The 24154-nt window shown below is 65.7% G+C and carries 24 protein-coding genes and 1 pseudogene; 12 read left to right on the top strand and 13 right to left on the bottom strand.

The window, feature by feature from the left end; all coding sequences use genetic code 11:
- Positions 1-7: 7 nt before the first annotated feature.
- Entirely contained in the window at positions 8-1159 is a 1152-nt protein-coding gene (locus tag ACVINW_RS13775; RefSeq protein WP_456756393.1) for an efflux RND transporter periplasmic adaptor subunit, read from the bottom strand.
- A 255-nt stretch (positions 1160-1414) separates the two neighbouring features.
- Between ACVINW_RS13775 and ACVINW_RS13770 the strand changes: the two genes are divergently transcribed.
- The 5 genes from ACVINW_RS13770 (at position 1415) to ACVINW_RS13750 (ending at position 5624) form a co-directional block, all read left to right on the top strand.
- Positions 1415-2191, top strand: a complete 777-nt coding sequence (locus tag ACVINW_RS13770) for a hypothetical protein (protein ID WP_456751792.1) — start codon at positions 1415-1417, stop codon at positions 2189-2191.
- 39 nt (positions 2192-2230) lie between these two features.
- Positions 2231-2452 (top strand): cysteine rich repeat-containing protein, encoded by a 222-nt coding sequence (locus tag ACVINW_RS13765; protein ID WP_456751791.1) that lies wholly within the window; start codon positions 2231-2233, stop codon positions 2450-2452.
- Between the two features lie 108 nt (positions 2453-2560).
- The gene (locus ACVINW_RS13760; protein ID WP_146992091.1) at positions 2561-2773 is read left to right on the top strand and encodes a hypothetical protein; all 213 of its coding nucleotides are present in this window, start codon (positions 2561-2563) and stop codon (positions 2771-2773) included.
- A 113-nt stretch (positions 2774-2886) separates the two neighbouring features.
- Positions 2887-4017: an FAD-dependent monooxygenase gene (locus tag ACVINW_RS13755; RefSeq protein WP_456751790.1), complete on the top strand. Its 1131-nt coding sequence runs from the start codon at positions 2887-2889 to the stop codon at positions 4015-4017.
- Positions 4014-5624 (top strand): benzoate-CoA ligase family protein, encoded by a 1611-nt coding sequence (locus ACVINW_RS13750; protein WP_456751789.1) that lies wholly within the window; start codon positions 4014-4016, stop codon positions 5622-5624. The genes ACVINW_RS13755 and ACVINW_RS13750 overlap by 4 nt, the downstream gene beginning before the upstream one ends.
- Before the next feature lie 252 nt (positions 5625-5876).
- On the opposite strand, the gene ACVINW_RS13745 is transcribed toward ACVINW_RS13750, so the two are convergent.
- From ACVINW_RS13745 to maiA, 4 genes are read right to left on the bottom strand one after another with little or no spacing between them, the layout of a single operon-like run.
- Entirely contained in the window at positions 5877-6314 is a 438-nt protein-coding gene (locus tag ACVINW_RS13745; RefSeq protein WP_456751788.1) for an FAD-dependent monooxygenase, read from the bottom strand.
- A complete protein-coding gene (locus ACVINW_RS13740; protein ID WP_456751787.1) occupies positions 6289-7062 on the bottom strand; it encodes an FAD-dependent monooxygenase in 774 nt (257 codons plus the stop codon). Before ACVINW_RS13740 ends, ACVINW_RS13745 begins: the two co-directional genes overlap by 26 nt.
- The gene (locus tag ACVINW_RS13735) at positions 7062-7574 is read right to left on the bottom strand and encodes a MarR family winged helix-turn-helix transcriptional regulator (RefSeq protein ID WP_456751786.1); all 513 of its coding nucleotides are present in this window, start codon (positions 7572-7574) and stop codon (positions 7062-7064) included. Before ACVINW_RS13735 ends, ACVINW_RS13740 begins: the two co-directional genes overlap by 1 nt.
- On the bottom strand, positions 7564-8196 hold the full coding sequence (gene maiA, locus ACVINW_RS13730) for a maleylacetoacetate isomerase (RefSeq protein ID WP_456751785.1): 633 nt from the start codon (positions 8194-8196) through the stop codon (positions 7564-7566). Before maiA ends, ACVINW_RS13735 begins: the two co-directional genes overlap by 11 nt.
- 105 nt (positions 8197-8301) lie before the next feature.
- On the opposite strand from maiA, the gene gtdA reads away from it, so the two are divergent.
- Positions 8302-9342, top strand: coding sequence for a gentisate 1,2-dioxygenase (gtdA, locus tag ACVINW_RS13725; protein WP_456751784.1), 1041 nt, complete (start codon positions 8302-8304; stop codon positions 9340-9342).
- 219 nt (positions 9343-9561) lie between these two features.
- Here the strand turns inward: gtdA and ACVINW_RS13720 are convergent, their stop codons facing one another.
- From ACVINW_RS13720 to ACVINW_RS13705, 4 genes are all read right to left on the bottom strand, one after another.
- Complete coding sequence (locus ACVINW_RS13720; RefSeq protein WP_456751783.1) at positions 9562-10389, bottom strand: ABC transporter permease; 828 nt, start codon at positions 10387-10389, stop codon at positions 9562-9564.
- Positions 10382-11155 carry an ABC transporter ATP-binding protein gene (locus tag ACVINW_RS13715; RefSeq protein ID WP_456751782.1) on the bottom strand — a complete coding sequence of 258 codons (774 nt, stop codon included), beginning with the start codon at positions 11153-11155 and terminating at the stop codon, positions 10382-10384. The genes ACVINW_RS13720 and ACVINW_RS13715 overlap by 8 nt, the downstream gene beginning before the upstream one ends.
- Before the next feature lie 160 nt (positions 11156-11315).
- Positions 11316-12320, bottom strand: coding sequence for an ABC transporter substrate-binding protein (locus ACVINW_RS13710; RefSeq protein ID WP_456751781.1), 1005 nt, complete (start codon positions 12318-12320; stop codon positions 11316-11318).
- Between the two features lie 12 nt (positions 12321-12332).
- On the bottom strand, positions 12333-13694 hold the full coding sequence (locus ACVINW_RS13705; RefSeq protein WP_456751780.1) for an FAD-dependent oxidoreductase: 1362 nt from the start codon (positions 13692-13694) through the stop codon (positions 12333-12335).
- Between the two features lie 127 nt (positions 13695-13821).
- Between ACVINW_RS13705 and ACVINW_RS13700 the strand changes: the two are divergent.
- Together ACVINW_RS13700 and ACVINW_RS13695 are read left to right on the top strand one after the other, a co-directional pair.
- Positions 13822-14705 (top strand): annotated as a pseudogene (locus tag ACVINW_RS13700) (LysR family transcriptional regulator).
- A 71-nt stretch (positions 14706-14776) separates the two neighbouring features.
- Positions 14777-15037, top strand: coding sequence for a hypothetical protein (locus ACVINW_RS13695; RefSeq protein ID WP_456751779.1), 261 nt, complete (start codon positions 14777-14779; stop codon positions 15035-15037).
- Between the two features lie 9 nt (positions 15038-15046).
- On the opposite strand, the gene ACVINW_RS13690 is transcribed toward ACVINW_RS13695, so the two are convergent.
- The gene (locus ACVINW_RS13690) at positions 15047-15844 is read right to left on the bottom strand and encodes an enoyl-CoA hydratase-related protein (protein ID WP_456751778.1); all 798 of its coding nucleotides are present in this window, start codon (positions 15842-15844) and stop codon (positions 15047-15049) included.
- A gap of 169 nt (positions 15845-16013) precedes the next feature.
- On the opposite strand from ACVINW_RS13690, the gene ACVINW_RS13685 reads away from it, so the two are divergent.
- Both ACVINW_RS13685 and ACVINW_RS13680 read left to right on the top strand, forming a co-directional pair.
- Complete coding sequence (locus tag ACVINW_RS13685) at positions 16014-16760, top strand: ketopantoate reductase C-terminal domain-containing protein (RefSeq protein WP_456751777.1); 747 nt, start codon at positions 16014-16016, stop codon at positions 16758-16760.
- A gap of 35 nt (positions 16761-16795) precedes the next feature.
- Positions 16796-17575 carry an SDR family oxidoreductase gene (locus ACVINW_RS13680; protein WP_456751776.1) on the top strand — a complete coding sequence of 260 codons (780 nt, stop codon included), beginning with the start codon at positions 16796-16798 and terminating at the stop codon, positions 17573-17575.
- A 133-nt stretch (positions 17576-17708) separates the two neighbouring features.
- On the opposite strand, the gene ACVINW_RS13675 is transcribed toward ACVINW_RS13680, so the two are convergent.
- Entirely contained in the window at positions 17709-18389 is a 681-nt protein-coding gene (locus ACVINW_RS13675) for an alpha/beta hydrolase family protein (protein ID WP_456751775.1), read from the bottom strand.
- Between the two features lie 259 nt (positions 18390-18648).
- Between ACVINW_RS13675 and ACVINW_RS13670 the strand changes: the two genes are divergently transcribed.
- Positions 18649-20484, top strand: a complete 1836-nt coding sequence (locus ACVINW_RS13670) for a di-heme-cytochrome C peroxidase (protein WP_456751774.1) — start codon at positions 18649-18651, stop codon at positions 20482-20484.
- 61 nt (positions 20485-20545) lie between these two features.
- Here ACVINW_RS13670 and ACVINW_RS13665 read toward each other — a convergent pair whose 3' ends face one another.
- Entirely contained in the window at positions 20546-22081 is a 1536-nt protein-coding gene (locus ACVINW_RS13665; protein ID WP_456751773.1) for an aspartate ammonia-lyase, read from the bottom strand.
- A gap of 273 nt (positions 22082-22354) precedes the next feature.
- Between ACVINW_RS13665 and ACVINW_RS13660 the strand changes: the two genes are divergently transcribed.
- Positions 22355-23104, top strand: a complete 750-nt coding sequence (locus ACVINW_RS13660; RefSeq protein ID WP_456756392.1) for a hypothetical protein — start codon at positions 22355-22357, stop codon at positions 23102-23104.
- A gap of 199 nt (positions 23105-23303) precedes the next feature.
- Here ACVINW_RS13660 and ACVINW_RS13655 read toward each other — a convergent pair whose 3' ends face one another.
- Positions 23304-24143: a tetratricopeptide repeat protein gene (locus tag ACVINW_RS13655; RefSeq protein ID WP_456751772.1), complete on the bottom strand. Its 840-nt coding sequence runs from the start codon at positions 24141-24143 to the stop codon at positions 23304-23306.
- Positions 24144-24154: the final 11 nt, after the last annotated feature.

The following is a 24154-nucleotide window of genomic DNA, read 5'->3' as shown; positions in this document are numbered from 1 at the left end:
GCGCCCCTCACTTGGCCGCTGCCGGCGTCGCGTCGCCCTTCTGCATCTGCGGATCGACCTTCTGCCCGGGGATCGCACGCAACAGTCCGGCGGTCACCACGCGGTCATCGGCCTTCAGCCCGCTCTCGATGACGCGCAGTCCCTCGTCGAGCGGACCGGTCGTCACCTTGCGCTGCTCGACCACATTGTCGGCATTGACCACCAGCACGTAGCGGCCGGCCTGGTCGCTGCCGATCGCGACGTCGGGCACCAGCAACGCGTTGTCCTGCTTGTCGAACGGCACCCGAACGCGGACATAGAAGCCCGGCAGCAGCACGCGATCCGGATTGGGCACCAGGCCACGAACCGCAAGCGTGCCGGTCGACTGGTTGACCGTCGGCGAGACGTAGTCGAGCTTGCCCTTGTGCGGATAGCCGGTCTCGGTCTGCAGGCCGACCTCGATCGGCAGCTGCCTGATCTCATTGGTCGTCATGCCACGGCGGCGCGCTTCGTCGCGGACGCGCTGCACGTCCTGCTCATTGACATTGAAATTCACATAGATCGGGTCGAGCTGCACGATGGTGGCAAGCTGGGTCGGCGACGCCACGCCGACCAGTTCGCCGACCGAGACCAGATGGTTGCTGACAATGCCGTCGAACGGCGCGGCAACGTTGGTGTAGCCGTAATTGACCGCGGCGATCTTGGTGTTGACCTGAGCCTGTTGCAGATTGGCCTGGGCGTTGTCCCGCGTCGATGTCGAGGTTTCCAGCGTCGCCTGCGAGACTGCCTGGCGCTGCACCAGATCCTGCTGCCGCTTGAAGTCGGACTCGGCCTGCTTCAGCGTCGCCTGCGCGCCGACTTCGGCGGCTTGCGCCTGCTCCAGCTTCAGCTTGTAGGTCTCCGGCTCGATCGTGAACAGGGTGGTCCCCTCCTTCACCGGCGAGCCGTCCTGATAGTTGATCGACGCCAGAAAACCCTGCACGCGCGCGACCAGATCGACGGTCTTGATCGGCGCGGTGTTGCCGGTGGCATCCAGATAGCGTGTGATGGCGCGCTGCACCGGCGGCGCGACGTCGACCTTGGGGGGCGGCGGCGCAACAAAACTATTTTGCTCGCAGGCACTTAAACTGACAAAGGCGGATGCGATGAACGCGATGCGCGTGAGCGGCGCATTTCGCATCCGCACAAAATTGCTCTGATTGAAATGTGCCGACGCGCGCGCATGCCTCATTTCCGAGCCTCGATTCAAATGACTTAATTCAAAGCCGTCGTGGCGAGCAAAAAATCCGCGTGCGTCATCCATAGCAACAATCCGCTTGCGGCGGAACTCGAAAGCGAAAATGATGTCACCCGCCGAGGTTGTCAAAGCAAGTCATTTTCAGAACCCAGTTCAATTGAGCCGCAAGCTGCCGGCACGACGAGAGGATTTATTCCGATGATCAATGCGTTGATACGTGCAACGAAGCTGTCCGCATGGTTCGGGCTTGCGGCATTCATCAGCACGGCGCCGGCCTTGTCGCAGGCGCCAAGCCAGGCGCAGCGCGACGCCATCAAATCGCAATGCCGCGACGACTACATCGCACATTGCTCGAGCGTTCCGCCGGGCGGCGAAGCGTCACTGCAATGTCTGCAAAAGAACATGGCAAGTCTCGCGCCGGGCTGCGCCACCGCAGTGAAGGCCGTGGACGCGCCGGCCGCCGCGCCTGCGGCAGCCAAAACCGACGCGGCACCCGCAGCAGCGGCAGCCAAGCCCGCCGCCGCTGCGGCTGCACCGAAGGCGGCCGGGACGCCATCCAGCGCACAGGTTTCAGCGATCCGCAGCGCATGCCGCTCCGACTATCCCAAGGTCTGTGCGGGCGTGCCGACCGGTGGCGCACCGGCGCTGCAATGCCTGGAGAAGAACAAGGGCAGGCTGTCGCCGGCCTGCGAAAAGGCCGTGGCGGCTGCCGGCGGTGCCGCACCGGAGGCAGGCGCTGCGGCAACCGCTGCACCGGCCGCGGCGCCAGCGGCGGCGCCAGCCGTGATCGTGCTGCGGCCGCTGCGGCCGCGCGAAGAGCTGTTCGTGCTGCGCTCGGCCTGCGGCGCGGATGTCCGCTCGATCTGCGGCGGCGTCCAGCCCGGCGGCGGGCGGATCGTGCAATGCCTGGCGACCAATGCCGGCTCGCTCTCGCCGGGATGCCGCGACGTGCTGGCGCCGTTCGCGGCGCGGTGATCCTGTTGCCAAGCAACTGACCGGAAAGGGAAGCGAACAATGCTGCGACTTGTCCTGACCGCCGCGCTGCTCTGCGGCGCGACCGCCGTCTACGCCCAGGAGCTGACCAGCGCACAGCGCGACGCCTGCATGGGCGACTACGAGAAGTTCTGCAAGAGCGTGACGCCCGGCGGCGGGCGCATCATCGCCTGTCTCGCCAGGCAGAGCGACAAGCTGGCACCCGCCTGCAAGAAGGTGCTGGCGGACGCGGAGAAGAAATAGCCGCGCGGGCGGCGAGACGACATGTGCCCGGCGATGGCCGGGCACGGAGCCGCAGCACCTTGTTGTCATCCACAGGCCAACCAACTTCACCCAGGGAGAGGGAACATGATGCGTTCATTATTGCTGATCGCTGCGGCCCTGCTGTCCTTTGCCGCGACCATGACTTTCGAGTCCTCCGACGCCAACGCCGTCGTCTGCGGGCGCGGTCCCTATCGCGCCGGATGCGCCAGCACGCGCGGCGCGGTTGTCGTCCGCAAACCCGTCGTCGCCGGCTGCCGCTGGGTATGGGTCGACGGGGTCAAGGTCCGCCGCTGCTACTGAGCCTTTCGGCGCCGACAGGGTAGTCGCCGCGCATTTTCCCTCTGGCGTTCCCGCCAGAGGGCGATTAGTCTGGACCCAAATTGTAAGTACACTGTCAATCTGGGAGGCAGACGTTGCGGATCGCCGTGATTGGCGGAGGGCCCGGCGGGCTCTATTTCGCCTATCTCTGGAAGAAGCGTCATCCTGACGCCGAGATCGACCTGTTCGAGCAGAACGCGGCCGGCGCCACCTGGGGCTTCGGCGTGGTGTTCTCCGAGCAGGCGCTGGACTTCCTGCGCGCCGACGACCCCGGGACGGTCGACGCCATCACCCCAGAAATGGAGAGCTGGAAGAACATCACCCTCAATCTGCGCGGCGAGAGCGTCGAGATCGACGGCGTCGGCTTTTCCTCGATCGGCCGGCTCAAGCTGCTGACCATCCTGCAGGAGCGGGTGCGCAGCACAGGTGTCACGCCGCGCTTCGATACTGTCGTACAATCGGTCGATCAGCTCAGGGGTTACGACCTGATCGTTGCCGCAGACGGGTTGAACTCGATGGTCCGCCGTGGTTTCGAGTCCGCGTTCGGCGCGTCGGTCTCGCATTCCACCAACAAATTCGCCTGGTACGGCACCACAAAGCCCTTCGCGACGCTGTCGCAGACCTTTGTGGCGACCGACGTGGGCTGCTTCAACGCCCATCACTATCGCTACGCCAAGGACATGAGCACCTTCCTGGTCGAGTGCGACGCGGCGACCTGGGACGCTTACGGCTTCGCCGACAAGACGATCGAGCAATCGCAGGCGATCTGCGAGGACGTGTTCGCCGCGACGCTGGACGGCCATCGGCTGATCTCGAACAAATCGGTGTGGCGCAACTTCCCGTGGATCTGGAACGAACGCTGGTCGCACGGCAACATGGTGCTGATCGGCGACGCCTTGCATTCCGCGCATTTCTCGATCGGCTCGGGCACGCGGCTCGCGATCGAGGATGCGATCGCGCTGACCAAGGCACTGGAAAGCGAGGGCGGCATCGCCCCTGCCCTTGCCCGCTACGAGGCCGAGCGCAAGCCGATCGTGAAGAAGCTCGTCACCGCGGCACGGACCAGCGCCGACTGGTACGAGCACTTCCCGGCTCATATGCAGCGCGATCTGATGGACTTCGCCTACAGCTACATCACCCGCTCCGGCCGGATCGACGACGCGCGGCTGCGCGCGATGTCGCCTGCCTTCATGGCCCGTTACGAAGCCGCAAAGGGACGCTCATGACCGGGATCGCCGACCAGGTTCCGCAGGACAATCCCGGTGCGCGCGAGATCGGCTTCACGATCCCCGAGCGCTATAATGCGAGCCGCATCCTGTTCGACAATCTCGGCAACGGCAACGCCGAGCGCCTGGCGTTGACCGGGCCGGCCGGCACGCGGACCTATCGCGAGCTCTGCGCTGACGCCGCGCGCTGGGGTCACGCCTTCCAATCACTCGGCTTGCAGCGCGGCGACCGCGTGCTGCTGTTCCTCGACGATACCCCGGCCTATCCGGCGGCGTTCTTCGGCGCGGTGCGCGCCGGCTTCGTGCCGCTCTTGATCAACACCCTGACGACGCCGGAGCTGCTGCAATTCTACCTGTCCGACGCCGGCGCGCAGGTCGCCGTCACCGATGCCGAGTTCTGCACGCGCTTCAATGCCGAGGCCTGCAAGGATACGCCGCTGCGGACGCTGGTCGTGGTCAATGGCACAGCCGGCGATCACGCTGTCGCGGAAACGCGTAACGCCGGCGAATGGCTGCACGGCTTCCCGACCGAGCTCGACGCGGCCGACACCCATCGCAACGAGATGGCGTTCTGGATGTATTCGTCGGGCTCGACCGGCCGCCCCAAGGGCATCGTGCATCTGCAACACGACATGGCCTATAGCGAACGCGCCTTTGCCCGCAGCGTGCTGAAACTTGCGCCCGGCGATATCTGCTTCTCGGTGCCGAAGATCTTCTTCGCCTATGGTTTCGGCAATTCGATCACGTTTCCTTTCTCGGTCGGCGCTACCACGCTGCTGCTGCCGGGCCAGCCGAAGCCGGCCGCGATCTTCAACGCGATCGGGCAGTACCGGCCGACCGTGTTCTTCGGCCTGCCGACGCTCTACATCTCCTTGACCAAGGCCGAGGGCGCGGACGCTGCCGATTTCTCCTCGTTGCGGATGGCGGTCTCGGCCGCCGAGGTGCTGTCCGCCGAGGTCTTCAACGGTTGGAAGCAGCTGACCGGGCTCGAGATCATCGAAGGGCTCGGCTCGACCGAGGTGCTGCACGTCTATCTCAGCAACCGCGCAGAACAGAAGAAGCTCGGCGCCGCGGGCCTGCGCGTGCCGGGCTACGAGATCATGCTGCGCGACAGCGACGGCCGCGAGGTCGGCGACAATGAGGAAGGCATTTTGTGGGTGCGCGGCGATTCCGCCACGCCGTTGTACTGGAATCGGCCGGACAAGACCGCCGAGACGGTGCGTGAGGACGGCTGGATCTACACCGGCGACCGCTTCATGCGCGACAGCGACGGCTTCCACTTCTTCCGCGGCCGCGCCGACGACCTGATCAAGATCTCCGGCCAGTGGGTCTATCCGCTGGAGGTCGAGCTCTGCCTCGCCGATCACCCCGATGTCCGCGAATGCGCCGTCTACGCCGCCGAATTGCCGGACCGCCGCATGACGTTGCGCGCGGTGGTGGTGATGAACAAGGCCGGCTTCGACAGCGACGAGGCAACGCGGCGGCTGCAGGATTACGTCAAGACGAAGCTCTTGCCGTACAAATATCCGCGCGAGGTGAAGTTCATCGACGAGTTGCCGAAGACCGGCACGGGGAAGATCGATCGCCAGGCGGTGATGCGGATGTGAGCGGTGCTGTGGAGATAGCGCGCCGCGTTGCTGTCGCCTGATCTCAATCTCGACATCTCGCCCGGGGCTCACCCCTCTCCCCACCCCTCCACCGCAAGGGGGGAGCGAGCCCGAGCAGGGTACTCACCTCACTCGCATGCGCGGCAATCCATGCCTACGGACGTAAGAGAGGCACCGGCGGACGGGTTCCCTCCCCCCTTGCAGGGGAGAGGGGTGGCCACACGGAGTGCTCTTTCAATCAGCGTGCCGCAGCTAACCGCCCAGCCCCGTCCCACCATACAGCCACGCGATATCGTCGCACCATTCAGCTTGCGACTTCGCGCTCATGATCGCGTTGCGGATGCGGGCGTGCTCGCCTGAGGGATGGTAGACGTGCTCGCCGATCGCACGCGACATCAGTTGCACCCGCGCGGTGCGCGGGAAGCGTTGCGCCCGGTAGGCGTCGAGCGCTGCCGGCTGATCGTCGTGATGGGCCAGCATGTGCGACAGGCAGACCGCATCTTCCATCGCCTGGCAGGCACCTTGCGCAAAATACTGCAACATCGGATGCGCGGCGTCGCCGAGCAGCACCACGCGGCCGTCGATCCAGCGCTCGGTGGGATCGCGATCGCACAGCACCCAGAGCTTCCAATTGGTGCCGTGGCGGATGATGGTCTGCGCCCGCTCATGGACGTGGGTGAAGCCTTTCATCACCTCTTCCTCGGAGACCGGCTTGCCGGCGACCGGCTCCGGCGCGTCGTTGTGATAGGTGACGACGAGGTTGAACACCTTCCAGCCCGACAGCGGATAATGCACGATGTGGCATTTCGGGCCGGCCCACAGCGTAGCTGCGTTCCAGCGCAGATCCTCCGGCATCTGCTCGGTCGGGATCACGGAACGATAGGTGGTGTGGCCGGAGACGCGCGCGCGGGCCGTCGGCCGTCACCTGCTTGCGGATATTCGACCACAGGCCGTCGGCGCCGATCAGAAGACGTCCGGTGACCCGCTCGCCACTGCCGAGCCTGGCGGTCACCGATGAGCCGTCCTGTTCGTAGCCGACCACCTCGCTGCTGACGCGCAGTTCGATCAACTCGTGCCTCTCGCAGGCGCGCAGGAACACGCCGTGCAGATCGCCGCGATGCACCACGGCATAGGGGTTGCCGAACCGAGCGCGGAAGGCGTCGCCGAGGTCGATATGGGTGATCTCGTCGGCGGTGAGTGCATCCATCAGCCGCAACTGGTCGATATAGACGGCCATGTTGCGCGCCGCCTCGCCGACGCCGAGATAGTCGAAGGCATGGAACGCATTCGGCCCGAGCTGAATGCCGGCACCGATCTCGCCGAGCGCTGCGGCCTTTTCCAGCAGGATCGAGCGGATTCCCTTTTGTGCGAGCCCCAGCGCCACGGCGAGACCACCGATGCCGCCGCCCGCGATCAGGACAGGCCTCGTCTCCGCCATCAGCCCGACCTCCCGAGATGCTCGAGCGCGTCCTCGGCGCGCAGCGGCACCCGCGACGCCTCGTTGTTGAGGTCGACGAGCTGGGTCAGGAGCGCGAGAAGCGTCTTGCGATCGGCAGGCTTCAGCGGTTGCAGCATCCGCGCCTGCGCCTTGTCGACCGAGGGCATGATGTCGTTGAGCACGGACGCGCCGGCCTTGGTGAGGTAGAGCAGCTTGACGCGCTTGTCCTCGGGCGACGGTTTGCGGGCGATGAACGCCTTGGCCTGCAACCGCTCGATCACGTTGCCGAGCGTGGAGCGGTCGAACGCGATCACCGCCGAGAGCCTTGTGGCGTCGATGCCGGGATGGGTCGAGATCGTCACCAGCGCGGCGTATTGCACCGGCGTCAGGTCGAACGCCTTGCACTCCTCGATGAACAGCGCGACCGCGATCTGCTGCATGCGCCGGAACAGATAGCCGGGCGCGGTGTAGACCGCGTCCATGGTGACGGGCGTTGGCTTGCTACTCGGCATCGGGCTGCTTGTCCGGGACGGCGTCGGCGAACGCCTTGACCTGCTTTGCTGCGGCCTCGGCCTTGAGCAGGCGCGGATAGGCTGACACATCGACGCCGAAGCGCCGCGCATTGGCGAGCTGCGGCACCAGGCAGAGATCGGCGAGCGTCGGCTGGTCGCCGAAGCAAAACGGCCCGGTCTCTTCGGCAATCAGCGTCTCGCAGGCCGACAGGCCCTCGCGATTGGCCCAGGCCGCCCATTCCGTCACCTGCGCCTCGGGCAGGCCGAGCTGACGCAGCCGCGCCAGCACCTTCAGATTCTGCACCGGATGGGTGTCGCAGGCGATCGCCTGCGCGAAGGCCCGCACCTTGGCGCGCCGCAACGGATCCTTCGGCAGCAGCGGCGGAGTGGGATTGGTCTCGTCAAGCCATTCGATGATCGCCAGCGACTGGGTGAGGATCGCCCCCGCATCGCTCTCCAGCGTCGGCACCAGCCCCTGCGGATTGATCGCGAGATAGGCCGGCGCGCATTGCTCGCCCTTGCGCAGATGATGCGGCAGATGCTCCGGTGTCAGACCCTTCAGATTGAGGGCGATCCGGACCCGGTAGGACGCGCTGCTCCGGAAATAGCCATGCAGCTTCATCGGAACCTCCCTTGCATTCGTGATTGGCTTGTTTCATTGACGCTAGCCATATTGTCAGTATACTGTCAATTAAATTGAACCGACAAGAATGATGGGAGGCTTGCCATGGAAGCCGTGCAGAAGACCCCGGAGCGCGAGGCGTTCTACAAGAAGATCGACGGCGAAAATCTCTCGGCGCTGTGGAACGTGCTGGGCGACCTGGTCACGCCGGAGCCGCGCAGCGCCTGCCGTCCGCATCTGTGGAAGTTCGACCAGATCCGCGACTACATGAACGAGGCGGGCAAACTGATCACGGCCAAGGAAGCCGAACGCCGCGTGCTGGTGCTGGAGAATCCCGGCCTGCGCGGCCAGTCGAGGATCACGACCTCGCTGTTTGCCGGCGTGCAGATGGTGGTGCCGGGCGACGTCGCGCCCGCCCATCGCCACACCCAGTCGGCGCTGCGCTTCGTGCTCGAGGGCAAGGGCGCCTATACCGCGGTCGATGGCGAGCGCACCGCGATGGCGCCGGGCGACTTCGTCATCACGCCGTCGATGACCTGGCACGACCACTCCAACGAAACATCGGAGCCGATGTTCTGGCTCGACGGGCTCGATATCCCGATGGTGCAGTTCTTCGACTGCTCGTTTGCGGAAGGCGCCAAGGAGGATCAGCAGGCGATCTCCAAGCCGGCGGGCGACAGCTTCGCGCGCTACGGCCGCAACCTGCTGCCGATCGACCAGAAGCGGTCGTCGAAGACCTCGCCGATCTTCAACTATCCCTATGAGCACACCCGCGAGACGCTGGAAAAGGCCCGCGCCCGCGACGAGTGGGACGCCTGCCACGGCCTCAAGCTGAAATTCTCCAACCCCGAGACCGGCGACTTCGCGATGCCGACCATCGGCACCTTCATCCAGCTGCTGCCGAAGGGCTTCAAGACCGCACGCTATCGCGCGACCGACGCCACCGTGTTCGCCGCGATCGAGGGCAAGGGCCGCACCCGGGTCGGCGACCAGACCTTCGAATGGGGACCGCGCGATCTGTTCGTGGTGCCGAGCTGGCACTGGGTCACCCACGAGGCCGACACCGACTCCGTGCTGTTCTCGTTCTCGGACCGCCCGGTGCAGCAGAAGCTCGATCTGTTCCGCGAGGACAGGGGTAACGCGTAGCGAGGCGTGGCAAAATGTAATGGTGTCGTCCCGGGCAAGCCAACGGGTCGGCGCGAAGCGCCGCCCGATGACAGGCTCCGCGCGACCCGGGACCCATAACCACAGGGGCTTGTTGTTCGAGGCGCTGGGCCCCAGCCTTTTCTAGCAACGACACCCTGTGGTTATGGGTCCCTGCTTTCGCAGGGACGACAGCGGGGGTTGTAGCCGGCAGCGCAGCCTTCACCGCCAGTGCAGCAGCCGCACTTCCAGCAGGTTGATCAGCTTCCCGACCGCGAGCCCGAACAGCGACAGGATCACGACGCCGGCGAGCAGCTGATCGGTCTGCATCAGATTGCCGGCCTGCAGCACGAAGGCGCCGATGCCGTATTGCGCGCCGATCATTTCGGCGCTGACCACCAGCAGCAGCGCAACCGACGCAGTGATGCGGAAGCCGGCGAGGATCGAGGGCAGCGCGCCCGGCCAGATCACGCGGCGCACGATGGCGTGGAACGGCACGTTGAAGCTCTGCGCCATCCGGATCAGATTGCGCGGCACCGCATCCACGCCGCTATAGACCGAGATCGCGGTCGAGAAGAACACGCCGAGCGCAATGGTCGCGATCTTCGGCTCCTCGCCGATCCCGAGCCACAGGATGAGCAACGGCAGCAGCGCGATCTTCGGGATCGGAAACAGCGCCGAGATGAAGGTGATGCCGACGCCGCGCGCCATGGTCGACAGCCCGATCGCGAAGCCTGTGACGATTCCGGCGGCCGTGCCGATGATCCAGCCGGTGCCGATCCGCATGATCGACCACGACAAATGCTGCCACAGCGCGCCCGACATCGCGAGCTCGGTGATCGCAACCGCGATCGCCGACGGCGCTGGCAGGAACAGCGGATTGACCCATCCCGCGCTGCCGGCGAGCTGCCAGACCGCGATCACCAGCGCGAGCGCGATCCAGCCGGCAGAGCGGCTGCCGCCCGGCGTGAAGCCGGCGCCGCGAAACGCGACCGGGCGGGTTGCTTCCGCGGATTGGTCCTTCGTTTCCGGCGGCGCGCGATCAAGCATGCTGGACCTCGCGCTCGGCATCGATCGCCTCTTTCCGGATCAGCGACCACAGCTCACTCTGGAGTGCTGCCATCGGCCCGCGCGCATCCGCGGTCCCGCGCTCGGCGCGCGTCATCGGGATGGCCACGATCTCCCTGATGCGGCCGGGGCGGCGCGACAGCACCACGATGCGGTCGGCGAGCCGCACGGCTTCTTCGAGATTGTGCGTGACGTAGACCGCTCCCATCGCGCCGTCGGCCAGCAGGCCGACGAAATCCTCCATCAGCAGCTCGCGGGTCTGCGAGTCCAGCGCCGACAGCGGCTCGTCCATCAACAGGATCGCGGGACGCACCGCGAGCGCGCGCGCGATGCCGACGCGCTGGCGCATGCCGCCGGACAATTGCTTCGGATAGGCCGCGCGAAAATCGGTTAGGCCCGTGCGGCGCAGCGCATCGTCGATCACGGCGCGGCGCTCGCCGGCGCTCAATCCGGTGTGCAGCAGCGGAAACGCGACGTTCTCCTCGACCGTATTCCACGGCAGCAGGGCGAAATCCTGGAACACGAAGGTCAGCGGATTGAGGCTGCCGGCCGGCGACACGCCACGCAACTCCGCCGCGCCGCTGCTCGGCCGCAGCAGGCCGCCGAGGATCGACAGCAGCGTGCTCTTGCCGCAACCGGACGGCCCGACGATTGCCACGATCTCCCCGGCCGAGACCTGGAAGGAGACATCGTCGAGCACGTCGAGCGCGCCGAAGCGATGGCTGATATGATCGGCGATCAGGTCCATGATGCGCCGCTCCGCGCTGTTTGACCGTCATCCTGAGGAGCGCGAAGCGCGTCTCGAAGGATGCACGGCCGAGCTGCTGCATCCGGGCCGTCGACCCTTCGAGACGCCGCTGCGCGGCTCCTCAGGGTGACGGGGATGGAGTTGTTTGCGCGGCTCATCATCAATCCGCCTTCACATAATCCTTGGCGATGATCGCATCGGCATCAAAGCCCTTGTCGACAAAACCCTGCCCCTGCAGCCATTTGATCTGGTTGTCGAGGTTCTTCACGTCGAGCTTGCCGTCGGGATCGATGTAGGCGCAATTGCCGACCACCTGCTCGACCGGAAGATTGGTGTATTTGGCGATGATCTCGAGCAGCGGCTTTGTTTTCTCGTTGATCGGCGCCATGCCGTCCTTGATCGCGGTGAGGATCACGTCGTGGTATTCGTGGTCGGCGCGAATGAGCGCGGTGAGCAGCCGCTTCACCAGCTGCGGGTTGGCCAGCGTCTTCGGAGACGCGAAGATGGCGCCTAGCTGCCACGGCGTCTCGTCGCCGACCCAGCCGAGCAGCTTCGCACCGTTCGAATCCATCAAGGTTCGCGCGGTCGAGACCGGCAGCAGCGCGGCGTCGACGGTTTCGCCCTTCAGCGCTGCGGCGGCATTCGACAGCGATTGCAGCGGCACGACCTTCAGGTCCGACAGCTTGAAGCCGTATTTGTCGGCGAGCAGGCCGAGCGAATAGTGGAAGCTGGAGCCGATTTGGGTCACCGCGACGCGCTTGCCCGCAAGATCCTTCGGCGTCTTGAGGCCGCTCGCATAGGCGTTGTTGCTGGCGAAATAGCCGATCAGGGGATAGCCGGCCTTCTCGCGGCTCATGCCGCCGATCACCTTCAGCGTGCCCTTGCCGGCGAGATTATAGAGACCCGCGGTGACGGCGGTGACGCCGAAATCGACATCGCCGGATGCGGTCGCGACTGCGATCGGCTGTGCCGCGTCGAAGAACTTCAGCTCGACATCGAGGCCGGCGTCGCGGAAATAGCCCTCGTCCTGCGCGATGAACACCGGCGCCGAGGACGACAGCCGCAACACACCGATCTTCGCCTTCAAGAGATCATCCGCGCGCGCCACACCGCTCGCGGCCCACACCAAGAGACCCGCGAGTGCGAGCCGCGCCCAACCCTTCATTACCGTCTCCACCTACAACCCCTCGGGCACGGCCTGATCGCGGCCGATGAACGCGCCCTGCTTGCCAAGCTGTTGTTGCAACTTTTCGACGGAAATGTCGCGCGGAATCGTATTGCCTGAAAGTGCCAGCGCCGCCGCGGTTCCCGCCGCCTCGCCCATCACAAAACAGGCACCGGAGACGCGCGCGGCCGATTGCCCCTCATGGGTCATCGAGGCGCAGCGGCCGGCAACCAGCAGATTGTCGACGCCCTCCGGCACCAGCATGCGGTACGGCAATTCGTTATAGCCCCGGCTCTCCGGGATCGGCGGAAATTCGAAGGTCACATCGCCCGGCACGTGCTTTTCCATCGGCCAGCCATTGACGCCGATCGAATCGGCGAATGAAGCGCAGCCCAGTACGTCCTCGCCGGACAGCATGTAGCCGCCGATCACACGCCGCGTCTCGCGGATGCCAAGCTGCGGCGGCAGGTCGACGATGTAGGAGCTTTCAAAGCCCGGCACCGTGCGCAGGAACTTGAACGCCTCGACGGCCTGGCGACGGCCCTCGATCTCGCCGCGCGTCATGTCGTCGGGATCGATACCTGAGATCGCACCGCCATCGCTGCGCGTCACCTGGGTGAAATTCACCCGCCATTCGATCTGCGATTTCTGCGGCCGCACGATCGCGGACTTGCGCGGGAATTTGAAGGTGCCGGCGGCCTCGGCCTGCGCCATCCGCTCCGGAATCGTCCGCCACGCATCGCCGGCCTTCCCCGGATCGATACCGTTGAGGCGGAACATCATCGATGGATAGAGCATGCCGCCTTTGTTGTCGCCGACTTCATGGGGCGCGCCGGCCCACACCGCAAGATCACCGTCACCGGAGCAATCGATGAAGATGCCACCGCGCACGGCCTGCCGGCCGGCCTTGGTCTCCACCATCAGCGCGCGGATGTATGCGCCGTCCATCACGACGCCGGCGCCGAGTGCATGGAACAGGATGTCGACCTTATGATGGGCCAAGAGATCGTCCGCCGCGATCTTGTAGGCCGCGGTGTCGTAGGCCTGCGCAAGGATCTTGCCGAGGATCAGGTGCGGCGCGTTCAGCCCGCCGAGCCGGTCGATCCGCGCCAGCAGGTCGGAAGCGATGCCCTGCACCACGCGATGCATCTTGCCGAAGACGTTGGCATGCAGCCCGCAGAAGTTGGTCACGCCGGCCGCGGTGCCCATGCCGCCGAGAAAGCCGTAACGCTCGATCAACAGGGTTCGCCGTCCGGCCCGTGCCGCGCCGACCGCGGCGGCGATGCCGGCCGGTCCGCCGCCGAGCACCACCACGTCATATTCGCCATAGAGGGGCACCTGCCGCGCAGGTTCTTCGATCGTGCTCGCTCGCATCATTTCCGCCCTGAACAAGGTTGATTGGGCAAACTATGAATTGATGCGGATTGCAGTACAATCCACCAAATTATGTGATCAGCTTTCTCGAATCGAGAAAGGCAAAAGAAGAGCAAGGGGAAGGCAGATGGATACGCTCACCAATCTCGAAGCCTTCCTCGCCACCGCCGATGCCGGCGGCTTCTCCGCCGCAGCCCGCAAGCTCAACGTCGCGACCTCGGTCGTCGCCAAGCGCGTCACCCAGCTCGAGGAGCGGATCGGGACCGCGCTGTTCCACCGCTCGACCCGCCAGTTGCGGCTGACCGAGGCCGGACAGCAATATGTGCACCGCGCCCGCGGCGTCGTTGCCGATGTCGGCGATCTGCTGTCGCGGATGGGCGAGAAGCAGCGCGACCTCTCCGATCATCTCCGCGTCAAGGCGCCGACCTCGCTGACGGTGGCGCGGCTCGCCGATGCCTTCACGGTCTTCCAGAAGCAGAACAGAAGCGTGAAGCTCGAGATTGTGATGATCGATCGCCCGGTCGATCCGGTGACCGAAGGCTTCGATATCGCGATCGGCGCCTTTCCGCACTCGTTCGGCGGCGTCGTCGACGAGCCGCTGTGCCGGCTGCCGCGGCTGTTGTGCGCCGCGCCGGCCTATCTGAAGAAGCACGGCACGCCGAAGCATCCGCGCGACCTGGTCGACCATCGCTGCCTCAGCTTTCTGCCGACCGGACCGGAATGGCCGTTCGAGGGACCGCGCGGCCGCATCAACATCCAGGTGCGGCCCATGCTGTCCTCGAACAGGGCCGCGTGCTGACGCAAAGCGCGATCGCCGGCAATGGCATCGCGCTGCTGTCGCACTATCTGGTCGCGGAGGCGCTGCGCAAGGGCACGTTGCAACCCCTACTCCCTGAATTTCCGATCCCCGAACTGTGGGTGAAGGCCGCCGTTCCCGAACGCCGCATCGACGCCGCCGCGGTGCAGGCGCTACTCAAGACATTGAAAAAATCGCTGTCGCAGTCGCTGTGATGGTGCGGCCTTGCCTCGCAAGGGTGGACCTGAGACAACAGTACGAAAGGATCGCCCGCTTGAAACTCCTGATGTCCGTGTCGATTGGCCTCATCCTCGCAGCGCAGCCTGCGGCCGCGATCGAGACCTGCCGCTTCATCGAGGCCAAGCCGGAGCGCGAAGCCTGCTATCATCGGCAGGAGCTGGAGCTCGCCGCCAAGCGCAAGCCGGAGGCCAAGCCTGAAGCATCGACGCGATCGAACGAAGCGAAGACGTTCGAATCGCTGCAACAGATGCGCCGCGACGACGAAGAGGTCTATCGCAGCATTCGCGGCATCTGCAACGGCTGCTGAGCGGCACGACTATACCTTGCCACCCCAGCGGCCGGCGCGCTTCTCGGCAAAGGACGCGAGCCCTTCGGCTGCTTCCGCGGTCTGCCGCTTCGCCGAGTGCAGATGAACGAGGCGCTGGTAGGCCGCATCATCCACGGCCATGCCGCCGAACGAGCTCTCCATCGCGAGCTTCTTGGTCTCAGCCATCGCATCCGGGGCGTTGCCGAGCAGCTGCTCGACGACCTTGGCACCGGCGCTGTCGAGATCGGCCAGCGGCACCACCTCATGCACCAGACCGATGCGCCGGGCATCCTCGGCGCCGAACCGTTCGCCGGTCAACGCGTAGCGGCGCACCTGGCGCACGCCGATCGCGTCGCAGAGCTGCGGGATGATGATCGCCGCGGTCAGGCCCCAGCGCACCTCGGTGATCGAGAACAGCGCATTGTCGGCCGCGATCACGATATCGCAGGCCGAGATCACGCCGGTGCCGCCGCCGAAGCAGCCGCCCTGCACCAGCGCGACCGTCGGCACCGGCAGCGTGTTGAGCCGCTGCACCGCCTCGAAGGTGGCGCGCGACGCCGCCTCGTTCTCATCAGATGATTTCGGCCGCACGCCGTTGATCCATTTCAGGTCGGCGCCGGCCTGGAAATGCTTGCCGTTGCCGTTCAGCACGACGACGCGCACCGGCTTGGTCGAGAGATCGTCGATCGCGGCCAACACGCCGGCGATCAGCGCGCCATCATAGGCGTTGTTGACCTCGGGCCTGTTCAGCGTGACGGTCGCGACCCCGCGCGCATCGAGGCTCCACAGGACTGGGCTGACCGACATGAATTTTCTCCCTCGTTCGCCATTGCTCTTGCCCAGCCACTATGGCGACAGGAGATGGCGTGATCCATCACTTTCGAGCGCGCGCGGCCGCGCCGCATGCATGGCGGGTTGCGCAATGCCCCGCGCTTGTGGAAACTGACGCGACACGTTGCAAGGACCAGTTCCACTGATGCGCATTTGTATTTTCGGCGCGGGCGCCGTCGGCAGCCATGTCGCGGTCCGGCTGGCACGCGCCGGCCACGATGTCTCCTGCGTGATGCGCGGGCCGCATCTCGACGCGGTCAGGACCAACGGGCTGACGCTGAAGGTCGGCCTCGATCCCGGCGGGCGTCTGCGCAGCGCCGTCCCGCAGCAGCGGATCGTCGGCGGGGTGATCTTCTCCTCCAATGATGTGATCGCGCCCGGCGTGGTGGCGAACCTGTCGCCGGATCGCAATCGCCTCCTGATCGGCGAATGTGACGATCGGCAGAGCGAGCGCATCGCCCGGCTGCGCGCGACACTCAATGACGCCGCGATCGAATCGCCCGAGGTCAAGCAGATCCGCGAGACGATCTGGTCGAAGCTGCTCACCAACATGTCGATGTCGGTGCTCTGCCTGCTGACCGGGCTGACCGCGCGCGGCGTCCGCGACGATCCCGACATCCAGGACGTGATCCCACGCCTGCTCGAGGAGGCCAATGCGGTGGCGACACACTACATTCCCGAGGTCAAACGCGTCACCCGATCAGGGCCGGCGCCGAACCACAAGCCGTCGATCCTGCAGGATTACGAGCTCGGCCGCGCCATGGAGATCGACGTACTGGTGCGCGCCCCGGCGGCATTTGCGCGCGCGGCCGGCCTTGCGACCCCGATGCTCGACCTGATTGCCGCACTCGCGATCAGCAAGGCACGTGACAAGGGGCTGTATCAGGGCTGACGATCGCGACAATAAACAGGCAGGGACATCGAACCATGCAAATCAAGGACAAGGTCTGCGTCGTTACCGGCGGCGCCAGCGGGATCGGCGAAGCGGTGGCACGGGCCTATGCGGAGGCCGGCGCCCGCGGCGTCGTGGTCGCCGATCTGAAGACCTCGCGCGACCGGCTCGCCAGCGTCGCCGGCGATATCGACGGGCTCGCGGTCACCGCCGATGTCGGGCTCGAGGAGGACGTCAAGGCGCTGATCGCCGCGGCCGAGGACAAATATGGGCCGGTCGACGTGTTCTTCTCCAATGCCGGGCTGTCGCGCAAGGGACAGGAAGCCGCGTCCGACGCCGATTGGGAGGTCAGCTGGCGCGTGCATGTGATGAGCCACGTGTTCGCCGCCCGCGCGCTGGTGCCCGGCATGCTGGCGCGCGGCTCCGGCTATCTCATCAACACGGCGTCTGCGGCCGGATTGTTGGCCTCGCTGAACTCGATGCCTTACGGCGTCACCAAGAGCGCCGCCGTCGCGATCGCCGAACATCTCGCCATCCAGTACGGCGATCGCGGCATCCGCGTCTCCGTGCTCTGCCCGCAATCGGTGCAGACGGGCATGACGACGCCGGGCCCGAGCGCGGCGCGGGTCGACGGCGTGCTGCAGCCGAGTGAGGTCGCGCGGATGGTGCTCGAGGCGATGGCCGAGGAGCGCTTCCTGATTCTCTCGCATCCCCAGGTGCAGGACTACATGCAGCGCAAGGCCGCCAATCGCGACCGCTGGCTGTCCGGCATGCGCCGGCTGCGCGACCGAATCTATGGCGGCGCCGCAACTTGACCGAGCGTAGCCCGGATGGAGCCAACGGGGCGCGCGAACGCGCGCCCGATGACAGGCTCCGCGCAATCCGGGACGGTGTCACAGGTGGCAAGCAATCCCGGATTTCGCTGCGCTCCATCCGGGCTACAAAAACCTACGAATGCTGTGCGATCCAGGCCGCGAAGGCATCGAGCAGCTCGGCCATCACCTCGCGGTCGGTGCGGCCGGAGCGCTTGAGGACGTGGAAGGAGTGATCGGCCTCCTGCACCAGATGCAGCGTCGCACGGCTACCCAGCCCCTTCACGACGGGCTCGAGCAGATCGAGCTGGGCCAGCGCGTCGCGGGTGCCTTGCAGGAACAGCAAGGGAATCTTGACCGCGGCGAGATGCCTGGCCCGCTCGTTCGACGGCTTGCCGGCGGGATGCAGCGGGAAGCCGAGGAACACCAGCCCGCGCACGCCTTCGAGCGGCGCTTTGGCCTGCGCCTGCGAGGTCATGCGTCCGCCGAACGACTTGCCGCCGGCGAACAGCGGCAGTTCGCCGCAACGGCGCCCGGCCTCCGCCACCGCCGCCCGCACCGTCGCCTGCGCAACGGCAGGCGGATCGGGCCGCCTGCTGCCCTTCTCCATGTAGGGAAACTGATAGCGCAGCGTCGCGATGCCGCGCTCCGCCAGACCCTCCGCGATCACGGCCATCGACGGATGCGTCATGCCGGCGCCTGCGCCATGCGCAAGCACATAGGCCGCACGTGCCTGCGCCGGGCGCAGCAGCAGTGCGGGCACCGTGCTGTCATCGGCGACGGCGATCGTGAGCGGCTGTGCACCTGACGCGTTCAAGATGACATCTCGAAGAATTGTGGCTCCGGCATATCTAGCCGCAGGTCGCGATGCGCGCAAATGTCGCCACCGTCGCGATGCCGCAAGTGAACTGGCTCACAGCCAGTCAATATTTCCTTGGCAACATTTCCGTTGGTAGACCAAGCGCCGCTACTGTAGGATGGCGCGCAGCGCACTACACGCTTAGCGCGAACCTGTTTTCGGCGAATCTTAATATCTCATCCATATCACGCGCGGGTACCGCGAATTGGGGACGGGCATGCCTCGCAAGACGATCTTTTTTATCGGACTGTTGGTTGTCGCCGGCCTGCTCTACTTCAAGGACGATATCGAGACGGTGGCGAGCGGCTTCCACGTCAAGGTCGTCGACTACCAGCCGCCGGCAAAGACGGTGTGGCTGGAGCAGAATGTCACCGCGGCACAGCTACGCTGGTTCTATCACGCCGACCAGGGCACGCGGACCTTCGGCATTCCGCTGAAATGGTTCATGGCGCTTGAGCAGCCGACGCTGTGGCCGCTGTTCGGCGCGGCACCGCGACTCAGCGAGACCAATTATCTCGGCCGCTTCGGCTTTATTCCCGACACCGTGATCCCGGGCAGCCCGGATGCGCTGCCGATCGGCTTCGCCCCGAGCTCCCCGATGACCGATGCCAACGGCGCGCCCTGGCGCAACCCGCACACGAAAGAGGATATGCACGGGATCGGGCTGACCTGCGCCGCCTGCCACACCGGAAGCTTCAGCTATCGCGGCACCGAGGTCGTGATCGATGGCGGGCCGGCCAACACCAATCTGTTCGAATTCCAGAAGAGCATCGGCGTCTCGCTGCTGCTGACCCGGTTCTGGCCGGGCCGCTTTGCACGCTTTGCCGACGACATCCTCGGAAAGGAGGCCAGCCGCGACGAACGCATGGCGCTGCGCGGCCAGCTCGATCTCGTGCTGAAGCAATACGCCAACATCAACGCGCTGGAGACCAAGGTCGCCGCCAACAGCGTCGAGGAAGGCTACGCACGGCTCGACGCGCTGAACCGGATCGGCAACCAGGTGTTCTCGATCGACCTCAACAACCCGAACAACTATGCCGCGCATTCGGCGCCGGTGCATTTCCCGCGAATCTGGAACGCACCGTGGTTCAGCTGGGTGCAATACGACGGCTCCATCATGCAGCCGATGGTCCGCAATGCCGGCGAAGCGCTCGGCGTCAGCGCCGAACTCAATCTGCTCGACGAATCGAAGGGCCTGTTCAAATCGAGTGCGCGGATCGACGTCCTGCACGAGATGGAGCGAATGATCGCTGGCGAACCGCCAAGCGAGGACAAGGGCTTTGACGGCCTGGCATCGCCGAAATGGCCCGAGAACATCCTGGGACAGATCAACATGCCGCTCGCGACAGAGGGCGGCAAACTCTACAAGAAGCACTGTGAGGGCTGCCACGGCCCGGCGATCAACAGCAAGGCGCTGCCGCAGGACGAAGCCTTTGCACTGTTCAAGGACAAGAAGCGCTGGATCAAGAACGACGCCGGCCAGTCGCTGCTCGACGTCGAGATGATTCCGATCAGCCATATCGGCACCGACAGTGCTCAGGCCGAAGGCCTCAGGAGCCGTACGGTCGAGACCCCGGCCAATCTGAAGATCAGGGACGGCAGCTTCGGGCCGGCGCTCGGCGAACTGGTCGAGAAGACGGTCGACTACTGGTATGACCAGAACAACACCCCGGCGGAAGATCGCAAGCGCATCAGCGGCTACCGGGCGAACGAGATCCAGGCGCCGCTCGCCTACAAGGTCCGGCCGCTCAACGGCATCTGGGCGACCCCGCCCTACCTGCACAACGGGTCGGTCCCGACCATCTACGCGCTGCTGTCGCCGGTGAAGGAACGTCCCTCGATCGTCTATCTCGGCAGCCGCGAGTATGACCCGAAGGATCTCGGCTACGTCTCCGACAGCAAGATCAAGAACGTGTTCGCGCTCGACACCGCCAAGCGCGGCAACAGCAATGCCGGGCACGAATTCTCCAACGAGAAGGGCACCGGTGTGATCGGACCGAGGCTCGAGGAAGGCGAGCGCCGCGCCCTGATCGAATTCATCAAGACGCTGTGACATCGGTAGGTGGCCAGACCTCCCCGCTTGCGGTGGAGGTCGGGTCATTCCTTCGGCGCCCTCAGCTCTTCGGCACCGGCTGCCGGCGTGCCGGGCGGGTCATGGCTTCCAGCTCGAGCAGCTGGTTGAGCTGCTCCTCGGTCAGAAGCTTCTCCTCCAGCACGATGTCGGCGACCGAGCGGTTTTCCTTCAGCGCGCGACGCGCCACGCGGGAGCTCGCCTCATAGCCGAGCGCCGGCGCCAGCGCCGTGATCAGGCCGATCGAGCCCTGCACCAGGCTGCGGCAGCGCTCGCGATCGGCCTCGATGCCTTCGACGCAGCGCCTGGTCAGCGTATCGATCGCCGCCGTCAGCATGCGCAGCGAACTCAACACGCAATAGCCGATGGTCGGCTCGAAGGCGTTGAGCTGGAGCTGGCCGCCTTCGGCGCACATCGTCACCGTGAGATCGTGCCCGATCACGAGGAAGGCGACCTGATTGACCACTTCGGGAATCACAGGATTGACCTTGCCGGGCATGATCGACGAGCCGGCCTGCACCGCCGGCAGCCGGATCTCGCCGATGCCGGTGCGCGGCCCCGACGACAGGAGACGGAGGTCGTTGCAGATCTTCGACAGTTTCACCGCGACGCGTTTCAGCACGCCCGAGAACAGCACGAAGGCGCCGAGGTCGGAGGTCGCCTCGATCAGGTTCGAGGCCAGCACCATCGGCTGGCCCGACAGCCGCGACAATTCCTCGACCGCAAGCGCCGCGTAGCGCGGGTCGGCGTTGATGCCGGTACCGATCGCAGTGGCGCCGAGATTGACCTCGCGGAACAGGCTTGAGATCTCGTTCAGACGCGCGACGTCCTCCTTCACGGTAGCGTGGAAGGCGTCGAACTCCTGGCCGAGCGTCATCGGCACCGCGTCCTGGAGCTGGGTGCGGCCCATCTTCAGGACATCGGCAAACTCCACCGCCTTGCCCTTGAAGGCATAGGCCAGATCATCGAGCGCGCGCACCAGCGGCTGGGTGGCAAAGATCACCGCGAGCCGCAACGCGGTCGGATAGGCGTCGTTGGTCGACTGCGCCATGTTGACGTCGTCGTTCGGATGCAGCGTGTGATAGTCGCCGGGCTTCTTGCCCATCAGCTTGAGCGCGACGTTGGCGATCACCTCGTTGGCGTTCATGTTGGTCGAGGTGCCGGCGCCGCCCTGGATCGCATCGACGACAAAGGACTCGGCGTAGACCTTCTCGGTTGCGACCTTGGTGCAGGCCGCCTCGATCGCATCGGCCTTCTCGCGCGCGAGATAGCCGAGGCGCCTGTTGGCGCGGGCGGCCGCCTGCTTGACCAGCGCCAGCGCGCGGACGAATTCCGGGAAATGGCCGACCGGCACGCCGGTGATCGGAAAGTTCATCGCCGCGCGCTTGGTGTGGATGCCCCACAGCGCATTGGCCGGCACCTCGTCCTCGCCGAGCAGATCGTGCTCGGTGCGCGACTGCGCCTGCTCGATCGGCACGGTACGGACGGTCGCGATCGCAAGCTCGCTGACGCCGCCGCTATCGCCGGAAGGTGGCGCGGTGCCTGCGGTGTTGGCGGTTTCAACCTTCGATTCGGCCATCGATCCCTCCGTTGCCTGCTGCAACCTCGTCGTCAGCGAAGGCCGACATGATGCGCCCGACCGGCATCGAAAGCCAATGCCTGTCGGCAAAGTCTTGCACACCGGCGAGCCGAACGAGGCAAAAAAAGCAGCGCCGCGCCGGCCATCGAAGACTTTGCCTTATCTCTCATGATAACAACAACTTATAGCTCCATGCCGCGGTTCGCCCGGCAGCCGCTGCGGCTGCTTTCTCCGTCCCGTCATCGCGTGCTAGATCAGCATCAACTGGCGCAGATGCGCCGCGACATCGAACGAACCAAGGGCCAGGCCGTGTCCAACAACAACGAAGCGATAGCGATCAAATTCCGCTGCCCGGCGGAGCTCGAGGGCAAGATCCCGCCGCCGGTGCCGGCGTCATTGGGTCTCCCCGGATGGCTCAAGGCGATGCCGACGCAGGCCTTCAATACGATGAGCAATCGCGAAGAGGACACCGTCAAGCGCTGCCCGCCATTCGTCGATGCGATGACGTCGGGTTTCCTGATGCCGCTGGTCTGCGATCTCAAGGTCGAGAACGGCGAGATCACATGGGACAACGATCTTCCCGCCGGCGGCGCGCTGGAATTCCCGCGCTCGCCGATCGGATTCCACGACGAAAGCCAGGTGATCGGCTCGCCGCTGTTCGAGGCCGACCGCCTCCTCATCAAGTTCGTCAACCTGTGGACCATCGAGGCGCCGCCGGGCTACTCGCTGTACTTCACCCATCCGGTCAATCGGTTCGACCTGCCGTTCACCACGCTGTCCGGCATGGTCGATTGCGACCTGTTTCACGACAGCTGGGTTCATTTCCCCGCGCACTGGCACGACACCAATTTCAGAGGCGTCCTGCCCAGGGGCACGCCGGTTGCGCAATGCTTCCCGGTGAAGCGCGAGAACTGGGTCGCCCAGACCGCGGCGATGACCCCGGATGAAACGTCGCGCGCCCAGGAGCTGTCCAACAGGATGGCCCGCGAGCCCGGCGTCTATCGCCGCCAGTTTCGGAGCTAGGCGCGCGCGTCGTTGCGAGCCACCTAGCTCTGCATCCGTCGCCGTCGTCCCGGCGAAAGCAGGACGACACCGACGATGTGGCGCGATCCTGTCATCACCCGCGAAAGCGGGTGATCCAGTATTCCAGAGACAGCAGTGCTTGAGTGGAGAAGCCGCGGCGTACTGGATCGCCCGGTCAAGCCGGGCGATGATAGCTGTGCTAACTCAAAAACTTCGCGAACGCGCTGCGACGGAAGAAGAAGCGGCCATGCGATGACATGATCAGCGCGGCCGTGGTGCGGCCGATCATTTGCGGGCGGCCGCGCATCGCCAGACGCAGATTGGCTTCGCCGGCGTTGCGATCGCCCATTTCCAGAAGACTGGCGGAGAAGCTCAGGCGTGTCAGCGGGTCGTCGGGGCGCTGCGCCACCACCTGACTGTAGAGATCCGCCGCAGCGGCATATTCGCCGTCGAGCAGCAGCACGCGCGCGAGCGCGGCCAGAACATCGGGATGTCCCGGCGCCGCCGCGCGCAGCTTCTCCAGCATCTCGCGCGCGCGGCCGCGCTCATTGCGCTGAGGCAACAGCTGCGCGAGCAGGAGCTGGAATTCGAGGCTCCCGGGCGCGAGAGCAAGCGCGCTCTCAAGCACGGCAACCGCCTCGTCGATGCGGCCGGCCGCGTGCAATTGCCCTGCCAGCGCCTGAAATGAAGGCAGATATGGCGGCCGCCGCGCGGTGGTTCGCCGCAACAGATCGATCGCCTCGTCCTGGCGACCGGCGCCGCCGAGCGCCGCGCCGAGCAGGGTCTCGAGGCCGGGATCCTCGACGCGGCGCGTGGCGCGCTCGAGCGGCGCGATCGCCTCCTCGTTGCGGTTCTGGATCATCAGCGCCCGGGCCAGGATCGATGCCGCGCCGACATCGTTGCGGTTTGCCTTCAAGACCTCCGCCGCCAGCCGCTCGGCCTCAATGATCTGCCCCATCTGCAATGCGACGATGGCGCGTTGCAGGACCGGGGACGGGCTGGGCCCGCGATTGGCTGAAGGAGGCGGAGGTTTCGGCATGCGATCCGTCA

The sequence above is a fragment of the Bradyrhizobium sp. USDA 4461 genome (assembly GCF_054055655.1).
This window is presented reverse-complemented; position numbering and strand designations above follow the sequence as displayed.

Excerpts from the sequence above, each read along its gene's own strand:
- ACVINW_RS13775 (WP_456756393.1), bottom strand. The coding sequence starts at position 1,159 with ATGCGAAATGCGCCGCTCACGCGCATCGCGTTCATCGCATCCGCCTTT.
- ACVINW_RS13770 (WP_456751792.1), top strand. The coding sequence starts at position 1,415 with ATGATCAATGCGTTGATACGTGCAACGAAGCTGTCCGCATGGTTCGGG.
- ACVINW_RS13765 (WP_456751791.1), top strand. The coding sequence starts at position 2,231 with ATGCTGCGACTTGTCCTGACCGCCGCGCTGCTCTGCGGCGCGACCGCC.
- ACVINW_RS13760 (WP_146992091.1), top strand. The coding sequence starts at position 2,561 with ATGCGTTCATTATTGCTGATCGCTGCGGCCCTGCTGTCCTTTGCCGCG.
- ACVINW_RS13750 (WP_456751789.1), top strand. The coding sequence starts at position 4,014 with ATGACCGGGATCGCCGACCAGGTTCCGCAGGACAATCCCGGTGCGCGC.
- ACVINW_RS13745 (WP_456751788.1), bottom strand. The coding sequence starts at position 6,314 with ATGAAAGGCTTCACCCACGTCCATGAGCGGGCGCAGACCATCATCCGC.
- ACVINW_RS13740 (WP_456751787.1), bottom strand. The coding sequence starts at position 7,062 with ATGGCGGAGACGAGGCCTGTCCTGATCGCGGGCGGCGGCATCGGTGGT.
- ACVINW_RS13735 (WP_456751786.1), bottom strand. The coding sequence starts at position 7,574 with ATGCCGAGTAGCAAGCCAACGCCCGTCACCATGGACGCGGTCTACACC.
- maiA (WP_456751785.1), bottom strand. The coding sequence starts at position 8,196 with ATGAAGCTGCATGGCTATTTCCGGAGCAGCGCGTCCTACCGGGTCCGG.
- gtdA (WP_456751784.1), top strand. The coding sequence starts at position 8,302 with ATGGAAGCCGTGCAGAAGACCCCGGAGCGCGAGGCGTTCTACAAGAAG.
- ACVINW_RS13720 (WP_456751783.1), bottom strand. The coding sequence starts at position 10,389 with ATGCTTGATCGCGCGCCGCCGGAAACGAAGGACCAATCCGCGGAAGCA.
- ACVINW_RS13715 (WP_456751782.1), bottom strand. The coding sequence starts at position 11,155 with ATGGACCTGATCGCCGATCATATCAGCCATCGCTTCGGCGCGCTCGAC.
- ACVINW_RS13710 (WP_456751781.1), bottom strand. The coding sequence starts at position 12,320 with ATGAAGGGTTGGGCGCGGCTCGCACTCGCGGGTCTCTTGGTGTGGGCC.
- ACVINW_RS13705 (WP_456751780.1), bottom strand. The coding sequence starts at position 13,694 with ATGCGAGCGAGCACGATCGAAGAACCTGCGCGGCAGGTGCCCCTCTAT.
- ACVINW_RS13695 (WP_456751779.1), top strand. The coding sequence starts at position 14,777 with ATGTCCGTGTCGATTGGCCTCATCCTCGCAGCGCAGCCTGCGGCCGCG.
- ACVINW_RS13690 (WP_456751778.1), bottom strand. The coding sequence starts at position 15,844 with ATGTCGGTCAGCCCAGTCCTGTGGAGCCTCGATGCGCGCGGGGTCGCG.
- ACVINW_RS13685 (WP_456751777.1), top strand. The coding sequence starts at position 16,014 with ATGCGCATTTGTATTTTCGGCGCGGGCGCCGTCGGCAGCCATGTCGCG.
- ACVINW_RS13680 (WP_456751776.1), top strand. The coding sequence starts at position 16,796 with ATGCAAATCAAGGACAAGGTCTGCGTCGTTACCGGCGGCGCCAGCGGG.
- ACVINW_RS13670 (WP_456751774.1), top strand. The coding sequence starts at position 18,649 with ATGCCTCGCAAGACGATCTTTTTTATCGGACTGTTGGTTGTCGCCGGC.
- ACVINW_RS13665 (WP_456751773.1), bottom strand. The coding sequence starts at position 22,081 with ATGGCCGAATCGAAGGTTGAAACCGCCAACACCGCAGGCACCGCGCCA.
- ACVINW_RS13660 (WP_456756392.1), top strand. The coding sequence starts at position 22,355 with ATGCGCCGCGACATCGAACGAACCAAGGGCCAGGCCGTGTCCAACAAC.
- ACVINW_RS13655 (WP_456751772.1), bottom strand. The coding sequence starts at position 24,143 with ATGCCGAAACCTCCGCCTCCTTCAGCCAATCGCGGGCCCAGCCCGTCC.